The sequence below is a fragment of the Psychrobacter glacincola genome (assembly GCF_904846075.1).
In the GTDB taxonomy this organism is placed as follows: domain Bacteria; phylum Pseudomonadota; class Gammaproteobacteria; order Pseudomonadales; family Moraxellaceae; genus Psychrobacter; species Psychrobacter glacincola_C.
The window spans coordinates 753,362-774,773 of sequence record NZ_CAJGZH010000001.1; the positions used below are offsets into that span (position 1 = coordinate 753,362).

Genomic DNA, 21,412 nt, shown 5'->3' on the forward strand with positions numbered 1-21,412 from the left:
AGTTTTATGAAAAAGATAGTATTTACTATTATCGTTGCAACTTTAGGTATTTCCAACATTACGCTTGCTGATACGTTTCAAAAGCATATGTACTGTTCTAAGCCTAGTAAACCCTATAACTTTACATCTGAGGCTCAATACAATCGATTTGTGGATGATGTTAATAAGTATCAAAGTTGTATTAACGACTTTGTTGAGGAACAGAACCGTGGAATTAAAAACCATCAAAAATCAATAAATAATGCGATTGAAGAATGGAATAGGTTTGTTCAGTTTGAACTAAAATAAAGCTTTCAAAAACAGAAAAGTCAAACATAACTGTTTGGCTTTTTTTATGAGTAGACATTATTAAGAAAACAACACTATATTAGTTTAACTTAACTCAATACTTATAAACCAAGGAAGGTCAGTTATGTTTAAAGAATATACCCAATATGATGCCATAGCATTGGCGGCATTGGTCAATGCAGGTGAAGTCAGCGCTAAAGAGTTATTGGATGCTGCCGTCTATCAAGCCAATACACTCAATCCCAAATTAAACGCCATCATCCATCGTTTTGATGAGCGTGCTTATCATGCTGCACAGGCGGGATTACCCTCAGGTATATTCAATGGTGTGCCTTATTTGCTCAAAGATTTGTCATTTAGCTTTGCCGATGAGCCAATCACGATGGGCAGTCGTAGTGTTAATATCATCTCTGAGAGCGACAGTGAAATCGTCAAGCGCATGAAAGCCACAGGTGTGAATACCTTTGGCAAAACCAATACGCCAGAATTTGGTTTGATCATTACCACTGAACCAAAAGCCCATGGTGCGACTCATAACCCTTTCAAAAAAGGTTACAGCTCTGGTGGTTCATCGGGCGGTAGTGCCGCGTCAGTAGCAAGTGGTATCGTATCGATGGCGGGTGCGGGTGATGGTGGTGGCTCAATACGCTTCCCTGCTGCTTGGTGCGGCGCGTTTGGACTTAAACCCAGCCGTGGTCGTAATCCGATAGGCCCTAAATTCGGGGAAGGCTGGGAAGGTGCAGTCGCAGATCACGTGATTACCCGCAGCGTACGTGACAGTGCCGCGATGCTCGACGCTACAAATGGCGCAGAGATTGGTGCGCCTTATGTCATTGCGCCACCTGATGGCACATTTTTGCAAGCAGCGATGCGCGCACCAAGACAATTAACCATTGCCTTACATCAACAGCCATTGATTGCCAATACTGTGGTGGATAAAGAAGTGTTAGCCGTATTAGAACAAACGGCTAAGCAGCTAGAAGCCATGGGTCATCGCGTCATACCTGCCGAGCCGAATATTAATATCGAGCAGTTTTGGCATGACTTTATGGTGGTGGTCTGCACCCATACCGCTTTTACCATTGATAATATCGAGCGTGACTTTGGGGTAGAACATATCAAAAACCTAGAGCCGCAAACCTATAATATGGCATTGCTGGGTCGCTCGTTATCAGCCGTTGATTTGGCGCATGCTAAGCATGGTTGGCATCACAGTCAGTATCAAACTGGCTTGTTACTTGAAACCTATGACATGATTTTATGTCCGACCGTGCCGACACCTGCAGTTAAGCATGGTGTATTGACACCAAGTCGTATGGATGAAATGCTCATGCGTAGCGCAGGAGTGCTCAATAAGGGCATCGATATGGGTAAGTATGCCTTTAGCTCAGGTATGATCGAAAAGCTTAGTCAGCCTGTGCTGGGCAAAATGGCCTTTACACTACTGGGTAATATCACGGGATTGCCAGCGATGTCATTACCGGTAGGAATGAGTAAAAAAGGTTTGCCAATTGGGATGCAGCTGATTGGGCGTATGAATGATGAAGCGACATTATTCAGTGTAGCAGGGGAGATGGAGCGAGCAGGGTTGTTTACCGAGGCAGCCTTTGAGAAGTAAGTTTGCATTCTATCGATTAAGTAATGATTACTCAATCAAATCGATAAATATCCATGCCCAAGCTATGATGCGCCATGCTTTGATGGACAACTGAGACACGCTGACCTGTACCTAAGGCAAAAAACAATGGCAACAGATGCTCGTCACTCGGATGAATGTCTTTATAGTCAGGATATTGCTGCCAATCTAAAGCACTAGGAATGTCTGTTTTGAGCTGTTGTAGCAGCCATTGCTTAAATGCTTTAGCCGTTTGGTCAACACTATCTGCTTGCCAGCGTAATGCTTGCAGATTATGGGTAATGTTACCTGAACCGATGATCAGTATTTGCTCTTCACGTAGGCGCGCCAGCTGCGCACCCAATTGATAACAGGCGATACTGTCATAATGCTGCGGTAGAGAAACCTGTACGATAGGTATCTCAGCCTCTGGATATAAGTGCCTGAGCGGTGCCCATACCCCATGATCGCAAGCCCGCACCGGATTGACGCTACAAGTAATACCGCGTGCAGTGAGCTGCTGGGCAAGGGATTCAGCAAGTGCTGGCTGACCAGATGCAGGGTATTGAAGCTCATATAGCTCAGGCGGAAAACCTGAAAAGTCGTGCCAAGTCTTGGGTTGAGGATTACTGCTTATTTCGAGTTTGGCGGATTGCCAATGCGCTGACATAATCAGGATGGCACGTGGCTTTGGTAAGTTTTGCCCGATACGTGCCAGTGCACTGGTCGTGGCAGATTGTTCAATGGCAAGCGTGGGTGCACCATGCGAGATAAACAATGCTGGTAGCTTAGCTACATTTGACCCTGAAGCAGATACATCTGTCCAAACACCAGTCGCCGTAATAGGCGTTGGCGAATGAGAGTACGAGTCATCAGGCTGATGAATTGAATGAGGGACGTTAGGTGTCGCATGTTTTGGATATTTCATGTAGCGTTTATTAGGGCGCACAGCGATTTTTCAATCTTTTCTATCATTGATATTGTTGCTCATAAACTATCAGCACAGAATATCGGCACAAAATATTAGCACAGAGTATGGCAGTGTTTAACGATTGCTTAATTGCCACGATGATAAGGATGATTGTTGTTGATACTCATCGCGCGATACAATTGTTCCATTAGCACAACACGTACCAGCGGATGCGGTAATGTCAGCGCTGATAGTGACAATTTTACATCAGCTTTGACTAATACTTCTGGCGATACGCCGTCTGCACCGCCGATCACCAGTGCAATATCATCGCCTTGCTGCATGCCATTAGCTAATTTATCAGCCAGCCCTTCTGTCGAAATCATTTTACCTTTGACATCCAATACCCATAGTTGCTCACGCCCTGAAGCATTATGAGCGGCTAATATTGCCTGTCCTTCTTGCTCACGGTATTGTGCCAAATTGGCATCAGAAGGGTTTTTTGCACGCTTTGCGGCAGCAATTTCCACGATTTCTGTACTGAGCATAGGTTGGATACGCTTAAAATACTCATCGAACCCCGTCTGTACCCATTTAGGCATTTTATTACCGACGGTTAAAATCCTTACTTTCATAGCCAGTACCACTTTAATTTTAGTCATTAGTAAAATGTAACAAAAGAATTCTACGCTGAAGTGAACGTAACAAACAAGATTTTACGAAGCTTTTTTATGATTTACTAATCTTCGATAAACAATAGGTCTTACATCAAAGCCTGTATGGTTTGCGAGACAGTATCTTCTGTATTTTGGTAATTATCGCTTACATCAGTTGGGCTAGGTTTTGGAATAATAGTAAGCTTGGCATCAGATTCAAAAACGATGGCTTCCACATCATCGAAACGATGCACTCCTTCAGAGCGCATCGCACATTCAATCTCTTGACGAGTCAGCCGCTCAGCGCGCATGGCATCTGGCAAAAACTGCCCTTGATAGAAAACAATACGCGGCTCTGACAAAATAAAACTGCTAAATTGCGGTGAGATAGAGGCGTATTTCGTAACTAAAAACTGCAATAGATAAAGTACTAAAATCGATGAAACCCCTTCGACAAAAGGAATGTCTTTGAGCAGAATAGTACTGGCACCAAGTGAACCGATCATCACGGTGACGATCCAATCAAAATTATTAAGCTGCGAAGTGGAGCGTTTACCTGAGATTTTGGTCACCAGTACGATCAACACATAAACCATGACAGTCGTCAAAACGATGCGTCCAAGCTTGTCTATATTGTCAAAAAAAATCATGTCCATGATAAATGCTCCTATTAAAATATAAAACCGTTAATCACCCACAATCATTCAAGAGGTTACTCATTAAAGTTAGCCTAACGGATTTTATGTATTAATAGGGAGAAAAATTTGTAGCACCTTGTAGAGGTTCGGCTGAGATTTCCTCGCTCACATAGTTTTGCGTTTAGGGTCAAGCAGGCGATTAATCGCCCAAAGACTGATGCGGGCACTGACCAGTGTCAGCACCAATATCATCACCAGCGATGAAACCAATGGCAGTGGTTGCTGGACGGTCATCTCTAGTAGGACTTCGCGATTTACCGCATCAAACAACCAAAACCATATGGCTAAGAAGTAAATGACAGTCAGTAGCCAGACCACCGCGACGCCGCCAAACATTAAGCGATTGATTTCACCGCTATTCAATGCGCGCTGCTGATGTTTGACAAATTTATGAACCGCGATATAAGCCCCGATAATGATAGACAATACCGTTACCAGTTGCGAATTCAACGCAAGCTTGGTTTGAATTATCATAAATATTGCGCTGGCAAGCGTATAGCCTATCGCGAAATATCCTACATATTGTGCCAATTTAGGCTGCGCTGACTCATGGTTTTTCGGCAGCGGCTCGCCACCTGAATGAGTCTTGGATTTATTGAGATTGGTTGTCTTGCGTGACATAAGTGAACCTTTATAAAGGTGAAAAATAGGATGTGAAAAACACTTAATGCTGCGCCGTCCAATCAAGCATCGCATCTAGCACGGGTCTGGCTGTATAAGCGTTATGTGCTTGCTCACTATTGATGAGTCCAACCACGACATAATCCTGTCCCGACAATCCTTTGACATAGCCTGCCATCGAGGTGACGTTGTTTAAGGTACCTGTTTTTATCCACGCACGACCAATGGCTGCTGATTCTGGTAGGCGTTCACTATGAGCGGTAATGGTGCCACTGACGCCAGCGATACCTAACGAGTTGACGTAAACGTCAAAACTTGGATGGCTATAAGCATAAGTTAATAGTTCGCTTAGGTTTGCAGCTGTGATGGTACAGTCGCGGCAGAGTCCTGAACCATTGGTCAAATGCGGCGGCGGTGTGCTTAGATTGGTCTGCCACCATTGATTAATAGTCTGCAATGCGACAGGATAGCTCGTCGCAGTCGGCGTGCCAAATTGATACAAGCTATGTGAATTACTAATAGCTTTATCGAGTGTTTTATTATCAACTTTGTCATAAACACCAATCGATAGCGCCACTTGCTCAGTCATCACATTGTTTGAAAAGTGATTGATATCGTAAATCTGCTGCGTCAAATTCAACGATGGGTAGCTGACAATAGGCAGCGGTGACATAGGAAGTGCTGCCAGACCATGCGTTGATTTGGTGTTTTTCATGGTAGTGTAAGGTGCTTCTTGAGTGATGACATGACCACTCAGCGTATTGCCTAGCTCTTGCCATTTTGCGGCAATAACGCGTGCGGCAAAATCTTTGGCATCAGGATAAGCCACATAAAAAGCATGCTCTTGGCAGCTGTTTGGCAACTGAGTATTTAATACCAATTGTTTTGCTTGCCACTCGGGTGCGAGACTATAACGCGCTTGTCCACAGGCCGCCGAACGCGTATTTATTATGCTGGGCAAAGCATAATTTGCTAATTTTGGTGTATAAGTTAGATTTGCTTGGTCATCGTTTAACGGATAGCTTTTGATACCGATGGTACTAAAATTCACCAAAAAACCATCGGGACTGGCGTTATAAGGACGCAGTGGCGAGTTGTCAAAGGCGGCAGGGTCTTTACTGACATTTTTAAAGACGCCACTGTCAATGATAATATCACCGTCGATATGACGGATACCGGATGACTGTACTTTATAAAGGAGCTGTTTTAAACGCTCGTGAGTCATTTTTGGATCGCCGCTGCCTTGGATAATCAAATCGCCATGCAGACGGTCACCGATGACAAGGCCTGTATGATAGACACGGGTATGCCAGACAAAATCAGCGCCTAGGGTATCTAACGCAATAAAGCTGGGAACGAGTTTCATGGTGCTGGCAGGCGTGCGAGCGATATCGGCTTGATGGTTCAGCAACGGCGAAAATGAAATTTTTATGGAGGCGTTATCAGTACTGATGTCATCAGTTTTATTGTTATTAGCATTGTTATTAATGACAGCTGTTTTTGCCTTATCACCCAATATCGTTGGGATGCTTTCTAAGCTTTGATAAGTATAAGGATCATCGGTGTAAGCATGCAGTTTTTTCTCATGCTTTTCAATGGTACGCTGCTCAATAGTAATCAGCGTACTCTGTTGGCGTACATGGTTATTATTGTTTTTGTCATTATTATTTTGCGTGGCTTTTTGAGAATTACTTTTTATATCAGTATTTATATTGGCAGTCGGTTTTGGCTGAAGAGCGGGGTTAGGTGAGCGGTGTGTGCTGCTATCAATAACCTGAATGGGAGCGGGCAGGTGACTGGCATTTTTATCACCGACTGGTGTGACGATAATACTAATATCAGCTTCTGTTAAATCGGCTCGTGATAATGCTGCTTCGATGGCTTTTGGTAGTGCTGCTTGCGCATGGATGGGCAGTATTGTCGCCGTTGCTAATAACGCTATGATAGGTACGTATTTAGCAGGCGGCTTCGACGGTCGCAGATAACGACAGAAAGGAAATAATTTGGCAGTAAAAGCAGAGGAATGACGGAGTTTATAGGTGGGTCGCATGAGCATCTTTCATCAGGTGGCAAAAACAGCCTATGGTAACATGAGTTGCCGTTTTCGCGTAGATGGCAGGCGTAGATGAAAACCTGTTTTTATCTGAATTTGCAAAATGCGAACGCACGTTAGCGCACATGTAAAAATGCCATGGCGGTCATGATTGCGTCGTTATAAGCATCGTGAGCGCCTAGATCGGGTATATTATAATGCGCTAAAATATTGGTCAGATGCTGCGCTTGGCTAGATAGTCCTTGGGTTTGACCACTCATGCGTCGACTATATAAATGGCGCAAATCGATGATTTCGTTGGGCAGTGCTGTGCCCATATAGCGTTTGACCAGAGGGTTTAAAAACGCTGTGTCTAAACTCGTACAAAACCCCACAATTGGGCGATTGCCTATAAATGGCAACAACAGCGCTAGCATCTCATCGTAGCCATACCATGCTCAACGTCGGCAGTACGTAGACCGTGAATCACAATGGTGTCACGGTCTGGCATCACAGGTGGTCTGCATACGATATGCATGCCATTGCCAGTGTCGATTGTATTGTCATTGATATGAATCGCGGCGACAGACAATAAATGGTGGTTTTTTGGATTGAGTCCCGTCATTTCGCAGTCAATCGCTACCCACTGCTTAGCCACAGGTTTGGTAAACATCGATACCAATTCTGGGCGCTGTAGCTGCGTTTTTTGCCAAGCGCAGGATAACTGTGTTAGCCAACTCATAGTTGTCGCTCATCCATTTATGCGATTGTTGTACTTATGCGAGCTCTAGTTGATAATGCTGACGTAGCTGGTTTTTAAAGCTTTTAACAACGGCCAAACATTCTTTTAATAAGTCGCGCTCAAGCGCGGTCAAGGTCATTGGGTTGACTTGCCGTGCATGTTTATCGTCGGTTGATAGGGCGACTGATAGGCGCTGTGCCATAAAAAACTCCAAGGCTTCTAGTAAAGTATCCGCTCGCTCTTGGGTCAAGGCGCGCGCTTGTACCAAAGCTTTCAGACGATTTTTACTACTGGGCAGCTCTAAGATATCGTTTTCTAATGCCAAGGTACGAATGCCATGAACCAGTGGAAAGATACCGGCTTTCTTTAGGTCAATGTCTTCTGACCCGGATTTACCACCAAGCAAAGGCACGAACTTTTGCCACCACTGATTGACATCACCGAACTGTAGCGCGGCGCGCGCGAACTGGCGTACAAACATAGGGTCTGACTGCCTGTGGGCAACCTTTAAATGTTGACGCACCTGAGTCAATAATGACTCATCTCCGCAGACATATTCGCCATCGAGTATGGCGGACAAATAAATACCATGCATGGGATCCGTATTTCGAAACCATAAACCAATCTGGGCATTAAACTGTTTTAGCGGCTGTCGCCACATAGGGTTGGTCATCATGATATTACCATCGCACAGTGGATAACCGAGGTCTGCTAAATGCTGATTAAAAGTATCCGCAAATTCTGGCAGATCAGGGTGAGTATAGCCGTCACGTAAGATGAGCGCATTGTCTTGGTCAGTACGCATGATTTGCTCACCGCGCCCCTCGGAGCCCATCACGATCAGGCAGGTATTTGTCATGACCTCATCAGGCACGATAAGTTGCCAGAGCTTAGTAAACACCTGTGCATTTAAGGTCTGTACCATGCGGCTGATATTACCGATTTTGACACCGTTTTGATGTTGGGCGCGAATATAACGACCGATAAGCTCGACGGCAGTATCTAAGCTCGATAAATCTTTTGCTTGCTCGATTTGGATACTAATGAGCTGTGAATGATGACCAATATGCGCAAGCATATCGCTTTGTCCTAATATACCGACGACATCCCCATTTTGATCCATCACTGGTAGCCGATGGATGCGATAGCGGGTCATGGTCAATAATGCATCGCCAATCTCATCACTGGCTTTGATGGTACGCAGGTTAAAATTAGCATAGTGCTGGCAGGGGGTAGTGGCTGGATCTTGCTGGTCACTCACGGCGCGGCAAATGTCGGTATCGGTCAAAATACCCAATAGATGACCAGTACCATATTGCACCTCTCCCTCGTTTTTTAGGTGGTCTAAGGGTTGCACCAGTACATGTTTTAGCCCCGCTTTCGTCATGATAGACGCGGCTTCGTACAAGCTGTTATTGGCGTTGACGATATGGACGGGCAATAGATTGACATCAATGACGGGCTGCAACATGATTTGCTGCACTTCTTGTTGGTCATTGTAGCTGGCAGAGACTATGGATTTATTATTGCGGCGCTGCTGTAATGCCTTTAGCCGTTCGGGCAATTTGTCTGACAGCATTTGGCGCACTAGGTGATTTTGGGCGCTGATTTTATCGACTGCGCTACCAGCGACTTGGAGCAACAAGGTATCCTCAGCGGCTCGAAACTGATAGGTCTGCAGCGCTTCAGTATTAAGGTTATTTTCAGTCAATGATTCAGGCAGACGACGGCTGTCGAACCAGTCGTTATTATTGAGATGGTCGGAGTGATTACTACCCAAGTAAGAGGCAACAAACTCACCATCAAGCAATTGCTCAATCTGCCCTTTAATGACCACATACAGATATTGCAACTCTTCGGCAGTTAGATTCTCATTTTTGGCAAGGTAGCGGATTTGAGTATTTTTTCTGATACTTTGGCGTTCAGCCAGACTCAATACATCAAAGGGCGGCTGGGTAAAATCAAGATGGGGCATGGCATCATCCTTGATGGCATATTGAGTAAAAGATAATCGATGATAAAAGACACTTTACTATAGCATTATTAAAGCAAAAAACCTCTAATAACCACAGTAATATTGTGGCTATTAGAGGTTGCTGTTTTTTTTGAAACTTTTATATATAAAGCGACTGCTTATGCGCCTAGTAATTTTCGAATACGGTTTATCGCTTCGCGGCTCTCATCAACACTCGCAACGAGCGCAATGCGCACATAGCCTTGCCCAGGGTTTTTGCCATCAATATCACGTGACAGATAGCGCCCTGCTAGTGCGTGAATATTGGCCTGCTCGTACAGTGCTTTGACAAACTGCTCATCATCCCCATCGAACGGCTCAGGGACCTTTATCCAAAAGTAAAATCCAGCCTCAGGCATTCGTAACTCTAGTAACTCACCAAGCTCAGACATCCACAAGGCAAATTTTTCTTGATACAGAGCGCGATTGTGTGCCACATGCTTTTCATCTTGCCATGCAGCGATCGAGGCGAGCTGATGTGGTATCGGCATCGCACAGCCTTGATAGGTACGATATTGCAGATAAGCTTGCAAAATATTGGCATCACCTGCCACAAACCCTGAGCGTAAACCAGGCAGATTTGAACGCTTAGATAAAGAGTGAAAGACAATACAGTTTTTGAAATCATGACGACCGAGGGCAGCGCAGGCTTGCAATAGTCCAATCGGTGCCGTATCAAAATACAGCTCGCTATAGCACTCGTCACTGGCAATAATAAAATCGTACTGATCTGACAGACGAATGAGATATTCCCAATCCTCCATCGTCATGACCGAGCCCGTCGGATTGTTAGGACTACAAACAAACAGCAACTGCGTGCGCGCCCAAACATCTTTTGGTACGGCGCGATAGTTACCTTTAAAGTCATCGTCCAGTGTGCAAGGCACGAAATAAGGCTCGGCTTGCGCCAGTATCGCTGCACCCTCATATATTTGGTAAAAAGGGTTGGGCATGACTATTGTAGGAGCAGTCATAGGAGAAACGGCAGATAATGGGTCAGAGACAGACAGCGGACTACTCTCTGTATCGCTTACTTTATGATCCACGACTGCTTGTACCAGACTAAAAATAGCCTCGCGTGTGCCCATTACTGGTAATACTTGCGTATTGGCATCGACATGGTTCAAAAAGAAGCGTTTTTCTAGCCAATGCGCGATGGTTTGGCGCAGCTCAAACATGCCATTAGTCGTTGGATAACGACTTATTTTGTCCAAATTTTCACGTAGTACGTCCAGCACGAACGCTGGCGGCTCATGTTTTGGTTCACCAATACCGAGCTTGATTTCACTGTAGTCATGGGCTGGCACACTGTTAGCAAGCAATGTTGCCATTTTTGCAAAAGGGTAAGGATGCAGGTACGTTAAGTTGTGATTCATAAGTAGGGTAACTATAATAGACAATTAATAATAAAGTTATAAAGAAAAATTACATTTAAGCAGTGTAGCACTTCTCTTATTTTTTGTCTTTTACTTCTCATGCTCAAGCTGCTTAGCTATTTAACCATAAATTATAATAACTAATGAAGCCGTCACAGATTTAAAAATCCTAAAAAAAGCTTATCAATTGATAACTTATAACAATACAAAAAACTGCTGTCAGCCCTAATGATAGATTATGGTGAGGATAATTTGATATGCCTAGTATCTCAAAAACTAATGATCTTAACGCGACAGATATTCAAGATGAAAATTTTGATGATGCGCAACAGCGAACCAAATTGTACGAGCTATTAAAACAGCGGGAGCAAAGCTGGTGGCAAGCTCGCCAGCAATTAATTAGCCATAAAGAACGAAAAATGTTTTGGTACGGTGAAAATAGCTTGATGATGTGGTTACTGTGGCAACTGGTCAGTTACGTGATCGTTGCGATGGTGCTGATGTTGCTTAGCAATCAGCTCGGTATTTTACTGCCCTTATGGCAATATATTGCCTTATTTGTCTTACAGACAGTGATTTTTGTGGCCATGCTCGCGTCCAAAAGTCGAATGGCAGACAGCTTGCAGCGTAAAATCGATAAAGATGAGTTGATGCGTGAAGAGGCACTGAATGAGATGATTATCTTAGCAGAGGACAGCCTTTATCCCGATGTGCATGCCAAATCGCCTATTTCTCTAAGACAAATCTATGAGTGTTTTGAGGGGGATTTTCATTTAGCAAGTTTACATTGTTTGCTGCAAAAAGAGGTCAACGCTGGGCGCTTAATACTGACGCAAAGACAGATTGAAGCAGAGATTCTGCCACCAGATCTTGCGGATGATGAGCTCAATGAGCACGCTAGCGAAATGATATATAAAAGCACCTTATAAAAGGTGCTTTTGATATTAACGGGTTAAAAAATACAAAGCATGCCATCAATGAATGGATGATACACGCCGAGTATTTATCTTAGACTTATCTTGTAAGCCCATTTGTTCAATCACATTTACTGTAAGCAGCAGGCTGCTCTCTTTGCATACTGAGACTGGCCATCAAGGCGGATCGTAGTGCGTCAAGTCTAGCAGCAGATAGCGGTTCATCATTTTGATCGCTGATATAAAACATATCTTCTGCACGTTCACCCAAAGTGGTGATACGCGCCGCATGCACCTCAATTTTCTCCTGCAAAAACACCTGTCCTACTCTTGCCAGTAGCCCCGGCTGATCAAGGGTTTCTAAGCTCATAATATGCTGATCAGAAGCCTCATTAAACTCAAAATTAATCACCGTGGTTACTTCAAAATGTCTAAGCTGACGCGGTATGCGCTTATTGGTAAGTTTCAGTAGTGTCGGGTCTTTAAAGGCATTGATTAGGCGCTGTTTGAGCTCTTGTTGACTGTCCTCATCGACCAATAATGTGCCACTGGGATCAAGCAGTACATAGGAGTCCAAAGCAAAATCGCGGGTAGCAGTAATGATACGGGCGTCTAAAACATCCAAGTTCATTTGATCAAATACAGCCATGGTGACTGCAAACAGGTTCGTCTGATCTTGGGTATAAACAAAGACCTGTACCGCATCAAGGGCCAACTCACGATGCTCACGTAATACCACCAATGGCGGGCTATCTGCATTAGAAGCAAGACCAATCGGCGGATGGTTCAAAATGGCCTCGGTATGCCATAAGATGTCTTCAGGAATTTCTCTCAAGAAATATTCATCACCCAGATCATCCCATAGCCTCAAGACTTCATCACGATTCATATGTTGATTGTTGACATTATCGAGCATCGCTAAGGCTTGGGTACGTGTGGCACTGATCATATCTTGGCGATTAGTAGGTGCATCGATATCAGCGCGCAAAATGCGCCGAGTTTGTGAGTATAACTGTTTCATTAATGTGGCACGCCAGCTGTTCCACAACTGTGGATTGGTCGCATTCATATCCGCAACAGTGAGCACATATAAATGATTGAGGTGGGTGACATTACCGACTAAATTGGCAAAAATAGTGACCACTTCTGGATCTGAGATGTCTTTTTTCTGAGCAGTCATCGACATTAATAAATGATAGCGAGTGAGCCAACCAACCAAGTTGGCATCTGCCAGACTCATACCATGCGCCAAACAAAATTCAGTCGACTCGGTTTGACCCAGCTCACTATGGTTGCCACCGCGACCTTTGGCAATATCATGGAACATGGCGGCCAGTACCAAGATTTCCTTGCGCTCGATACGCTGAAAGATAGAGCTGACCAGTGGGAAATCTTCATAAAACCGTGGGTCGGTGAAGCGATGCAAAATCCGAATCAAAAATAAGGTATGCGCATCAACCGTATAACGGTGAAATAAATCATATTGCATCAGACCGGTCACTTGGGCGAACGCAGGAATGTAGCTGCCTAAGACGCCGTAGCGATTCATGGCACGCAGGCGATGAAACAGATAATTCTGCTCTTTTAAATTGGCTAAGAAGAGCGCTTGGTGAGCGGGGTTATCACGGTAGACTTGATCGATGCCACGCGCGGCGATTTTTAGCGCACGCAAGGTATGAGTGCGCACGTTTTTGATACCGTACTGACCCATCAGTAAAAACATCTCTAAGATAGAGTCAGGATGCTGAGCAAAAACCCGATGATGCGCCATGGCGATTTGGTCACCAACTTGGTTAAAGCGCGCATTGATTGGCTGCTTTTTTGGACGCTCATCATCAGGCAACTGCGGCTCTATAATCGTCTCGTAGTAGTGATTGGTCAGCATCTCAGACAGCGTCGATATCTGCATGGCACAGCGATAATAGTCGCGCATAAAACGCTCGACGGCGGCATTTGGCTGATCGTCTGGCTGCGTCTCATAACCCATCAACTGGGCAATTTCACGCTGATAATCAAACAGCAGCTTGTTTTCGTTGCGACCAGTCAATACATGCAGATAATGACGTATTTGCCATAAATAACCTTCTGCAAAGTTCAGCTCATCGAACTCTTTTTCAGTCAAAAAGTTTTGTTGTACTAAATCATACAGCTTACCCACTCGAAAATAGCGTTTGGTTACCCAGCCGATGATATGAATGTCGCGTAGACCACCAGGGGCGGTTTTTATATTGGGTTCAAGATTGTACTCGGTGGCATTGTGCTGTAAATATCGCGCTTTAGCTTCTGCGATTTTTACTTCAAAAAACTCACGCGGCGACCACTGTTTATTGACAATTTGAACGGGCACATCCTGTAAAGCCTCATTACCAATTAATAGCCGAGCTTCTAGCTGTGCACTGGCAATGGTGTGATCGAGCGACGCTTCTAAAGCGTCATTAACACTACGTACCGAGAGAGCAGGCTCTAATCCGATATCCCACAATAGCGCCACCAACCGATCTATTTTCCCACTGGCATCAGCACCAATCTCATCAGGAGAAAGCAATAAAATGTCGATGTCTGAATAAAGCGACAGCTCGCCACGACCATAACCGCCTGTGGCAAATAAAGCCAAATCTGTCTTATCCAGCTCAAACCAGTTGAACAAGGCAATCAGCAATTCGTCAATCGCACCAGAGCGTGCCGCGACCAATTGACGAATATTGACACCGCGCTCAAGTGCACGGTTAATATCCTGATTAATTTGAGTCAACCAGTGAGGAATACCCAGTAGCGACTTTTCAGTGACAGGAGTGTCCGCTAGCAGTGATGCGTTTGTCGCTATATCATTTGATAATAGAGGTAAAGGTGTCAGATCGATAGAAGCGACATCACAAGTAAACATGAGTGTTATCCCGTTAAGAGTTTAAAAATAAAACGTTTCAGCTGAAAAGCGTAGAATCACCAGTGTGCTGGTAGCTGACAAAATTCACAAATAGAAGTTACCAATATAATTTATTAAGTCATCAGAGTATAAAGATAAAAAGCGGGTGAGCACAATACTCAATATGACCTAATTATTGGCCAAAAAAAAGACCGCCTAGGCGATCTTTTTTGATATTACTGGGTCAAAAAACTTAAATCTTCTTCAGGGCGAGTGGTAAACACCTCACAGCCATTATCGGTCACGACCATCGTATGCTCCCACTGTGCTGACAGCTTACGGTCTTTAGTAATCGCCGTCCATTCGTCAGGCAAAATCTTGGTTTGCCATGTACCTTGGTTAATCATCGGCTCGATGGTAAAGGTCATGCCTGTTTTTAGCTCAAAGCCTGTACCTTTTTTGCCATAGTGCATGACTTGTGGCTCATGGTGAAACTCATTGCTAATGCCGTGACCACAGAACTCGCGGACGATACTGAAACGTTCAGGTTCGACCACTGCTTGGATAGCAGCACCGACATCACCTAGACGCGCACCGTTTTTGACGACACTCATACCGGCATATAACGCATCTTGTGCGACTTTGCAGATACGCTGTGCCATGATAGAGCCGTTACCAACGATCCACATTTTTGAGGTATCGCCATAGTAGCCATCTTTTATCACGGTCACATCGATATTGATGATATCGCCATCTTTGAGTAGCTTGTTTTCGGCTGGAATACCATGACAAACCACATGGTTAATCGAGGTGCAAATTGATTTTGGGAAGCCATTGTAGTTAAGCGGTGCAGGAATAGCCTGTTGCACATTAACGATATAGTCATGGGCGATTTGGTTAAGTGCCTCGGTACTGATGCCAACTCGAACGTGCTCATCGAGCATGACAAGGACATCACTGGCAAGTTTACCGGCCACGCGCATTTTTTCTATGGCTTCTGGGGACTGGATAAGAGATTTTTTAGTCATCATTATATTACTTATAGTTATGGAATTAATGGCTTGAATTATAACATAAATGAAGACGCCGCTGTTTTACGTTAAGTGATAGTGAACCTATCATTATTATTGATAATAATTGCTTTACAGCGAAGTAAGGGCAATTGTGACCCTATAGTCACGATAATATATTCATATTTTGACAATTTAGTTGAATGTTACAGAAGATATAAGTAATGTAATTTTGCATGCTAAAGGAATTAGCAGCAATCTTTGCCGCTTCTGCTGTCGTATTTGAGAGGTAAAGATAATCAAAATTAATGATAACAAGGACGTTATTATGACGCTAAAATCTTCTCTAGCTTCGGCTTTCACGCCCAGCGCATTTCTCCCTTCACTTGGTGTTATCGGTGCCGGTGTACTTTTAATGGCTTTACAAACCACCTCGGCTCAAGCTGCTGGTCAATACTATAATTGTGCCAATTCAACCGGATGCAAGCTGGTCAGCAACAAATACTGGACGTCAAATCATACTGATACAAAATACCCAATTGTTATGGCACATGGTCTTGGCGGCTTCACTAACTTGTTTGGGATTATCGACTACTTCAATGGCATTCCTCAAGAGTTGATGAAAGGCGGCTCAGAGGTATATACCACCAAAACGTCAGCCGTCAATAACAGTGAGATTCGCGGAGAGCAGCTGCTGCAACAAGTCAAAACCATCACTGCCATTTCAGGTGAACCAAAAGTCAATTTATTTGGACACAGTCAAGGCGGTATAGATATCCGCTATGTCGCTGGCGTCGCGCCAAAATATGTCGCATCAGTTACGGCAGTATCAAGCCCAGAACAAGGGTCAAAAACGGCAGATTTTGTCAAAAATACCCTCGAGCCAAACAACACTACAGGTAATCCATCCAATGTCACAACACAGCTAGTCTCAGGCGTGTTCAATTTGATTGGTGGCTTTACAGACGTGGGTTCAGGTATCAGTTTTAAAGAGATACAAGAGCAAGATGGCTGGCAAGCGCTCGTGGCTCTATCAACCGATGGTGCGGCTAAGTTCAATGCCAAATTTCCCGCGGCAATGCCAAAAAATTATTGTGGTCAGCCGACCAGTACTGCCGTCAATGGTATCAAATACTATTCGTTCAGCGGGGTTGGACAAATAACAAGCGCACTTGATCCTAGTGATTATTTATTGGCAGCAACGAGCGTGCCGTTTGCAGGCGAGTCTAATGATGGGTTGGTATCTGCTTGCTCAAGTCGTCTTGGTTATGTGATTCGGGATAATTATAGAATGAATCATTTGGATTCAGCCGATCAAGTATTGGGTCTGACGGCATGGGGCGATTCTGAGCCAAAATCTATCTATCGTACTCAGGTCAATCGTCTTAAAAACGCTAACCTTTAATAAAGTAAGTTTTTAAGAACATACGCTTTTAAAAACATAAGCCTTTAAGCTGACTTATAAAAGAATCCTCATTTATGTCGAATAATCGCCGCCCAGCCTATCTACCAATAGTTATAATCGCCGTGGTTAGCATAGCCATAACGGCGGCGGTGATTATGTGGTTCAAACCTGATAATACACGTATGGCTACAGCGCAACCAGTATCCAATGCCCTCACTAGTGAGGCTGATGCTACTCTATCAACTGCGCTGGATAATGGCCAATTAGTGCAAACAACAGCCGCCCAAAACCAGGCTCTATTTGTCACTGGATTGGAGCGTTTGCCGCGCTCATTACAAGGCACGCAAATCGACGGCGAAATCATCATTGATGAAAATAAGCAGTTGGTCGTTACTGAAGGTCTACGGCGTTTATTCGATTATTTTTTGTCGGCGCTGGGTGAAGAAGATGAAGCGGTTATTTATACCCGTGTCGAAAGCTATATTCGTCATCACACGCCAGAGCCTGCCGCTAGTCAAGCGGTCACTATATTTGACCAATATATTACCTATCTTAAAGCCATTCCTGAAATAGAACAACGTTACGGTAATCTGCAATTACAAGCGGCAAAAAGCGGTGAGCTGGATCTAAATGTCGTCGCCCAGCAAAAGCAAGATGTAACCAAGTTGCGTCAGCAGTATTTTACTAAAGAAACCATTACCGCCTTCTTTGGTGCAGAAGAGGAGTATGATAATTATAGTATGGAGATGGTCAGAATTAACCAAAACCAGCAGCTAAACGATGTGCAAAAAGAGGCAGCGCGGCAGAACTACATTAGCCGTATGCCAGATAATGCGCTCAAAGCCGGTATCACCCAGCAAGCCAATCTGAACGAGCTGATGAATCGCACAAAACAGATGCAAGCAAAAGGGGCAACGGCTCAGGAATTGTATAACATGCGTCGTGATCTGGTAGGTGCTCCAGCCGCCGCACGCCTCGCGCAAGTCGATGCAGAAGATGCTAATTTTGCTCAACGTTTCGACCAATATCAAGCTCAAAAACAGCGCTTATTGAGTCAAAGTGCAGATAAAACGCAAGCACAAACCCAAATCAATCAAATCGAACAGCAGCTATTTAGTGAGGCTGAACGCAAACGTTTGGTAGGCTATGCTGCTTTGCAACAACAGAACCTCGCCAATCTAGAGTAATGCCTAACATAAATAAGTAAAACAATGATTTTAATGAGAAATTGTCGGCTTTTAGAGTATATTCGAGAAGTTATATAAAAAGTGTTAGCAGTTAATGTACTGTCTAACAATAGAGGTTAGCAAAAAGACTATAGATCGCAACAAATAACAGGGTAATCATACACTCAATCTATAATGACAGTTAAGCTGCAGTTGTGCATAATAACCGCATTATTGAGAGTAATGAATAAAACAGTAAATTAATCATAATAAAAACGAATGTTTAGGATAAGAGCTATTTTTTATTCTAAAAAAACCACTATAGGAGTTTATATGAAAAACATGACTAAAATGATGATGGTAGCGACACTTGCGGTAGGTACGTTGGCTGCTGGTTGCCAAACCACCCCTAGCGTAACAGCGCCAGTGACTCAACCAATTACTTCTAATACGCTACAAGCATATGATTGGCAGCTAGTTGACGCAAAACGCAGCAATGGTGATAAGGTTAGCCAATTGTTCTTTGATCCAGCGAAGCCATTGACGCTAAAGTTTTTCAAAGATAGCGGCAGTGACCGTGTGACCTTTATGAACACCTGTAATAACATGGGCGCTGACTACAAGGTTGTGAACGGCAATGTCGTATTAGGCAACGTTTTATCTACTATGATGGCATGCCCTGAGCCACAAGCAAGTTTTGATACTGCGACTTTAGCGACCGTACAAGGTAAATATAGCATCAGTAAAAATGCCAATAACACGCCTATCTTGACCATTACCAATAGCAATCAAGTTGCCCATTTCAAAGCCGTTTCTAAATAATTCAAGCATTACAGATGGTTTTTAAATAGTATTTGCTAAAAGCAATATTCGGTAAAAGTAATGTTGAATAAAAGCAATGTTCTATAAAAGTCAGATGTAGTTTTAAAAATGCCTCACTATCTAGTGGGGTATTTTTTTGTCCAAAATTTGGCATGGTTTACGCTACACTGTCATTTGCTATTAAGTAAAGTATGTAGGCTAGGATGCTTTAATGCACTCAATCTTTTAGCCTTAATTGTCAAGATTCTCAGTACGCAATAATCAACACTTTATTGGACGTTATTTTATGTCAAAAATGCTTGTATCAAAATCATCTGTCAATATAAGAACGATAAGTAATATCACCGCACTAACGACTTTTATTCTGTTGACAGGTTGTCAGACCTTGCCTAGTACGATGTCTAAAACGATGCAAGCACCTGCTAATAATATGAGTGCGAGCAATCCACTAACGGCGCAAATGTCAGCGGTAGATCGGCAAGGGCGCATTGCCTATGTCGAGGAGCAAGGAATCGGAGCTGCAAAGATGTCGACGCTTTATAGCATTCGTCCTGATGGTAGTGATCGTCAGTTAATCGATCAGCTTAATGGTTATATTTATGCGCCAGCGTGGTCAGCTGATGGGCAACTGCTGGCATATAGTAAACAAGCGCCGCGCCAACACCCTAAGATTTATATCTATGATCGCAAAAGCAACATCCGCAACCTTGCGGTAAATGCTGAAGGCAGCAATATGTCAGCGTCGTTCTCACCTGATGGGCAAAAACTCCTCTATAGCTCAACGGTCGGCGGCAATGCTGATATCTATGAGATACGTCTGAGCGATGGTAAGACCACACAGCTCACTACGTTACCGAGCACGGAAGTACAGCCAAGCTACGCCAGTGATGGGCAAAGTTTTGTCTATACCAGTGATAAAGTCCGCGCTGGACGCCCACGTATCTATCGCTACCACTTCGAGACTGCTAGTGCCACGCCTGTACCAACAAGTGGCTATGTCGCCAGTCCGCAACTGAGCTTGGACGGTCAGCGCATGGCCTATCTCAATGGTCGTAAGGCTGCGGTGATGACGCTGAGTACTGGGCAAATCACCAATCTAGCAGAGACGGGACTGGATGAACCAGCACGTCTGTCACCATCTGCACAGTATGCTGTCTATCCGACAAAGCTTTCACAAGTGGGCGGTCAAAATAGCGGAAGTTTGGTCATTCACTCATTATCTGGTAATACAAGTTATGCCATTGGCAGTAAGGTGGGCGGAGTCGTGCGCTCGCCGATATGGGGACGCTAAAGGCAAAACCTATGTATTATGTAATGGAATGTATATATAATCCTTGATAAAGCAACATAAGTTGATTTAAAAAATGTAAACTTGGCAGCATTAATTCGAGTGAGCATCATCCACATAATACCAATTTGCATAACCAAGTCATTGAGCTAATAGATTGGGTGAGCAAAAGGAGAATACGCGCAATGCAAGAAGCTTTTTTAGTCTTTATCACTAAAATCAGTTTATATCCCACGATTATTTTTACGGGGCTTGTGATGTTCGTCACTTTATATTGGGTTGTGTCTTTACTCGGCATGGCAGATATGGATAGCGTAGACCTTGGTGAGTCAGGCGGTGATGCTGATGTCTCTACCTTATCATCGACTGGTTTTTTCACCGGTCTCATGCTCAAATTTGGTCTTTACGGTGTCCCTTTAATCATCATACTAAGCTTAATTAGCTTGATCGGTTGGTTGCTTAGCTATTTATATACCAGCTTTTTACACCAATATTTCGATTCTGGCGTTCTGTATTATTTATTCGGTACAGGGGCACTCATTTTCGTATTGGTAGTTTCCATGTGGTTGACAGGTATTATTATTTCGCCGATTCGCAAAAATATCGCAAAAATTCCCAAACGCAATTCGTCTAATAATGTGGGTAAGATTGCTGTTGTGCGTACGCTTAGTGTCACAGATAAGCATGGCGAAGCAGAGCTAAATGATGGCGGCGCAGGATTGATACTCAAAATTCGTTCAGACAGCAATGATGGTTTGCTAAAACAAGGCGATAGAGTGATGTTGATAGAGTATTTAGACGAAGCCAATACCTACCGAGTTGCTGTCGTCGAAGATAAAAAAATATTGTAAAAGTATGAATACAACTAATTGTTTTTAGAAGTGATTGATTGTCAGAAATAGCGAGTTTTTAGAAATAGCACGAATCGTTTTAAATTTGGTGATAGTCGGTTCAATGTAGTTCAGATATCAGAATGGTGCGTGACAGGGCTA

At 43.8% G+C, this 21,412-nt stretch carries 19 protein-coding genes; 8 read left to right on the plus strand and 11 right to left on the minus strand.

The window, feature by feature from the left end; all coding sequences use genetic code 11:
- Positions 1-6: 6 nt before the first annotated feature.
- Complete coding sequence (locus JMW85_RS03245; protein WP_201580932.1) at positions 7-288, plus strand: hypothetical protein; 282 nt, start codon at positions 7-9, stop codon at positions 286-288.
- Between the two features lie 124 nt (positions 289-412).
- A complete protein-coding gene (locus tag JMW85_RS03250; protein WP_201580933.1) occupies positions 413-1,906 on the plus strand; it encodes an amidase in 1,494 nt (497 codons plus the stop codon).
- 31 nt (positions 1,907-1,937) lie between these two features.
- Here the strand turns inward: JMW85_RS03250 and JMW85_RS03255 are convergent, their stop codons facing one another.
- From JMW85_RS03255 to dapC, 9 genes are all read right to left on the minus strand, one after another.
- Complete coding sequence (locus tag JMW85_RS03255) at positions 1,938-2,831, minus strand: DODA-type extradiol aromatic ring-opening family dioxygenase (RefSeq protein ID WP_201580934.1); 894 nt, start codon at positions 2,829-2,831, stop codon at positions 1,938-1,940.
- A gap of 128 nt (positions 2,832-2,959) precedes the next feature.
- On the minus strand, positions 2,960-3,448 hold the full coding sequence (gene rlmH, locus JMW85_RS03260) for a 23S rRNA (pseudouridine(1915)-N(3))-methyltransferase RlmH (RefSeq protein ID WP_201580935.1): 489 nt from the start codon (positions 3,446-3,448) through the stop codon (positions 2,960-2,962).
- Positions 3,449-3,576: 128 nt separating this feature from the next.
- Positions 3,577-4,125 (minus strand): DUF421 domain-containing protein, encoded by a 549-nt coding sequence (locus JMW85_RS03265; protein WP_201580936.1) that lies wholly within the window; start codon positions 4,123-4,125, stop codon positions 3,577-3,579.
- Between the two features lie 147 nt (positions 4,126-4,272).
- Positions 4,273-4,788 (minus strand): ABZJ_00895 family protein, encoded by a 516-nt coding sequence (locus JMW85_RS03270; protein ID WP_201580937.1) that lies wholly within the window; start codon positions 4,786-4,788, stop codon positions 4,273-4,275.
- 43 nt (positions 4,789-4,831) lie between these two features.
- A complete protein-coding gene (gene dacB, locus JMW85_RS03275) occupies positions 4,832-6,838 on the minus strand; it encodes a D-alanyl-D-alanine carboxypeptidase/D-alanyl-D-alanine endopeptidase (RefSeq protein ID WP_227681651.1) in 2,007 nt (668 codons plus the stop codon).
- Positions 6,839-6,957: 119 nt separating this feature from the next.
- The gene (locus JMW85_RS14595) at positions 6,958-7,257 is read right to left on the minus strand and encodes a hypothetical protein (protein ID WP_445322357.1); all 300 of its coding nucleotides are present in this window, start codon (positions 7,255-7,257) and stop codon (positions 6,958-6,960) included.
- Positions 7,251-7,562 carry an exonuclease domain-containing protein gene (locus tag JMW85_RS14600; RefSeq protein ID WP_445322358.1) on the minus strand — a complete coding sequence of 104 codons (312 nt, stop codon included), beginning with the start codon at positions 7,560-7,562 and terminating at the stop codon, positions 7,251-7,253. Before JMW85_RS14600 ends, JMW85_RS14595 begins: the two co-directional genes overlap by 7 nt.
- Before the next feature lie 34 nt (positions 7,563-7,596).
- Positions 7,597-9,537: a DUF294 nucleotidyltransferase-like domain-containing protein gene (locus tag JMW85_RS03285; RefSeq protein WP_201580938.1), complete on the minus strand. Its 1,941-nt coding sequence runs from the start codon at positions 9,535-9,537 to the stop codon at positions 7,597-7,599.
- A 158-nt stretch (positions 9,538-9,695) separates the two neighbouring features.
- A complete protein-coding gene (gene dapC / locus JMW85_RS03290; protein WP_201580939.1) occupies positions 9,696-10,952 on the minus strand; it encodes a succinyldiaminopimelate transaminase in 1,257 nt (418 codons plus the stop codon).
- Between the two features lie 257 nt (positions 10,953-11,209).
- Between dapC and JMW85_RS03295 the strand changes: the two genes are divergently transcribed.
- Positions 11,210-11,881 (plus strand): hypothetical protein, encoded by a 672-nt coding sequence (locus JMW85_RS03295; protein WP_201580940.1) that lies wholly within the window; start codon positions 11,210-11,212, stop codon positions 11,879-11,881.
- Positions 11,882-11,987: 106 nt separating this feature from the next.
- Here JMW85_RS03295 and glnD read toward each other — a convergent pair whose 3' ends face one another.
- Both glnD and map read right to left on the minus strand, forming a co-directional pair.
- Complete coding sequence (gene glnD, locus JMW85_RS03300; protein WP_109592719.1) at positions 11,988-14,750, minus strand: [protein-PII] uridylyltransferase; 2,763 nt, start codon at positions 14,748-14,750, stop codon at positions 11,988-11,990.
- Between the two features lie 215 nt (positions 14,751-14,965).
- On the minus strand, positions 14,966-15,757 hold the full coding sequence (gene map, locus JMW85_RS03305) for a type I methionyl aminopeptidase (protein WP_372815769.1): 792 nt from the start codon (positions 15,755-15,757) through the stop codon (positions 14,966-14,968).
- A 310-nt stretch (positions 15,758-16,067) separates the two neighbouring features.
- Between map and JMW85_RS03310 the strand changes: the two genes are divergently transcribed.
- From JMW85_RS03310 to JMW85_RS03330, 5 genes are all read left to right on the plus strand, one after another.
- Entirely contained in the window at positions 16,068-17,144 is a 1,077-nt protein-coding gene (locus tag JMW85_RS03310; RefSeq protein WP_109592717.1) for an esterase/lipase family protein, read from the plus strand.
- A gap of 74 nt (positions 17,145-17,218) precedes the next feature.
- Complete coding sequence (locus JMW85_RS03315; protein WP_201580941.1) at positions 17,219-18,331, plus strand: lipase secretion chaperone; 1,113 nt, start codon at positions 17,219-17,221, stop codon at positions 18,329-18,331.
- A gap of 312 nt (positions 18,332-18,643) precedes the next feature.
- Entirely contained in the window at positions 18,644-19,132 is a 489-nt protein-coding gene (locus JMW85_RS03320; protein WP_109592713.1) for an META domain-containing protein, read from the plus strand.
- A 286-nt stretch (positions 19,133-19,418) separates the two neighbouring features.
- Positions 19,419-20,423, plus strand: a complete 1,005-nt coding sequence (locus tag JMW85_RS03325) for a PD40 domain-containing protein (protein ID WP_109592711.1) — start codon at positions 19,419-19,421, stop codon at positions 20,421-20,423.
- 182 nt (positions 20,424-20,605) lie between these two features.
- Positions 20,606-21,271 (plus strand): hypothetical protein, encoded by a 666-nt coding sequence (locus JMW85_RS03330; RefSeq protein WP_201580942.1) that lies wholly within the window; start codon positions 20,606-20,608, stop codon positions 21,269-21,271.
- Positions 21,272-21,412 lie beyond the last annotated feature (141 nt).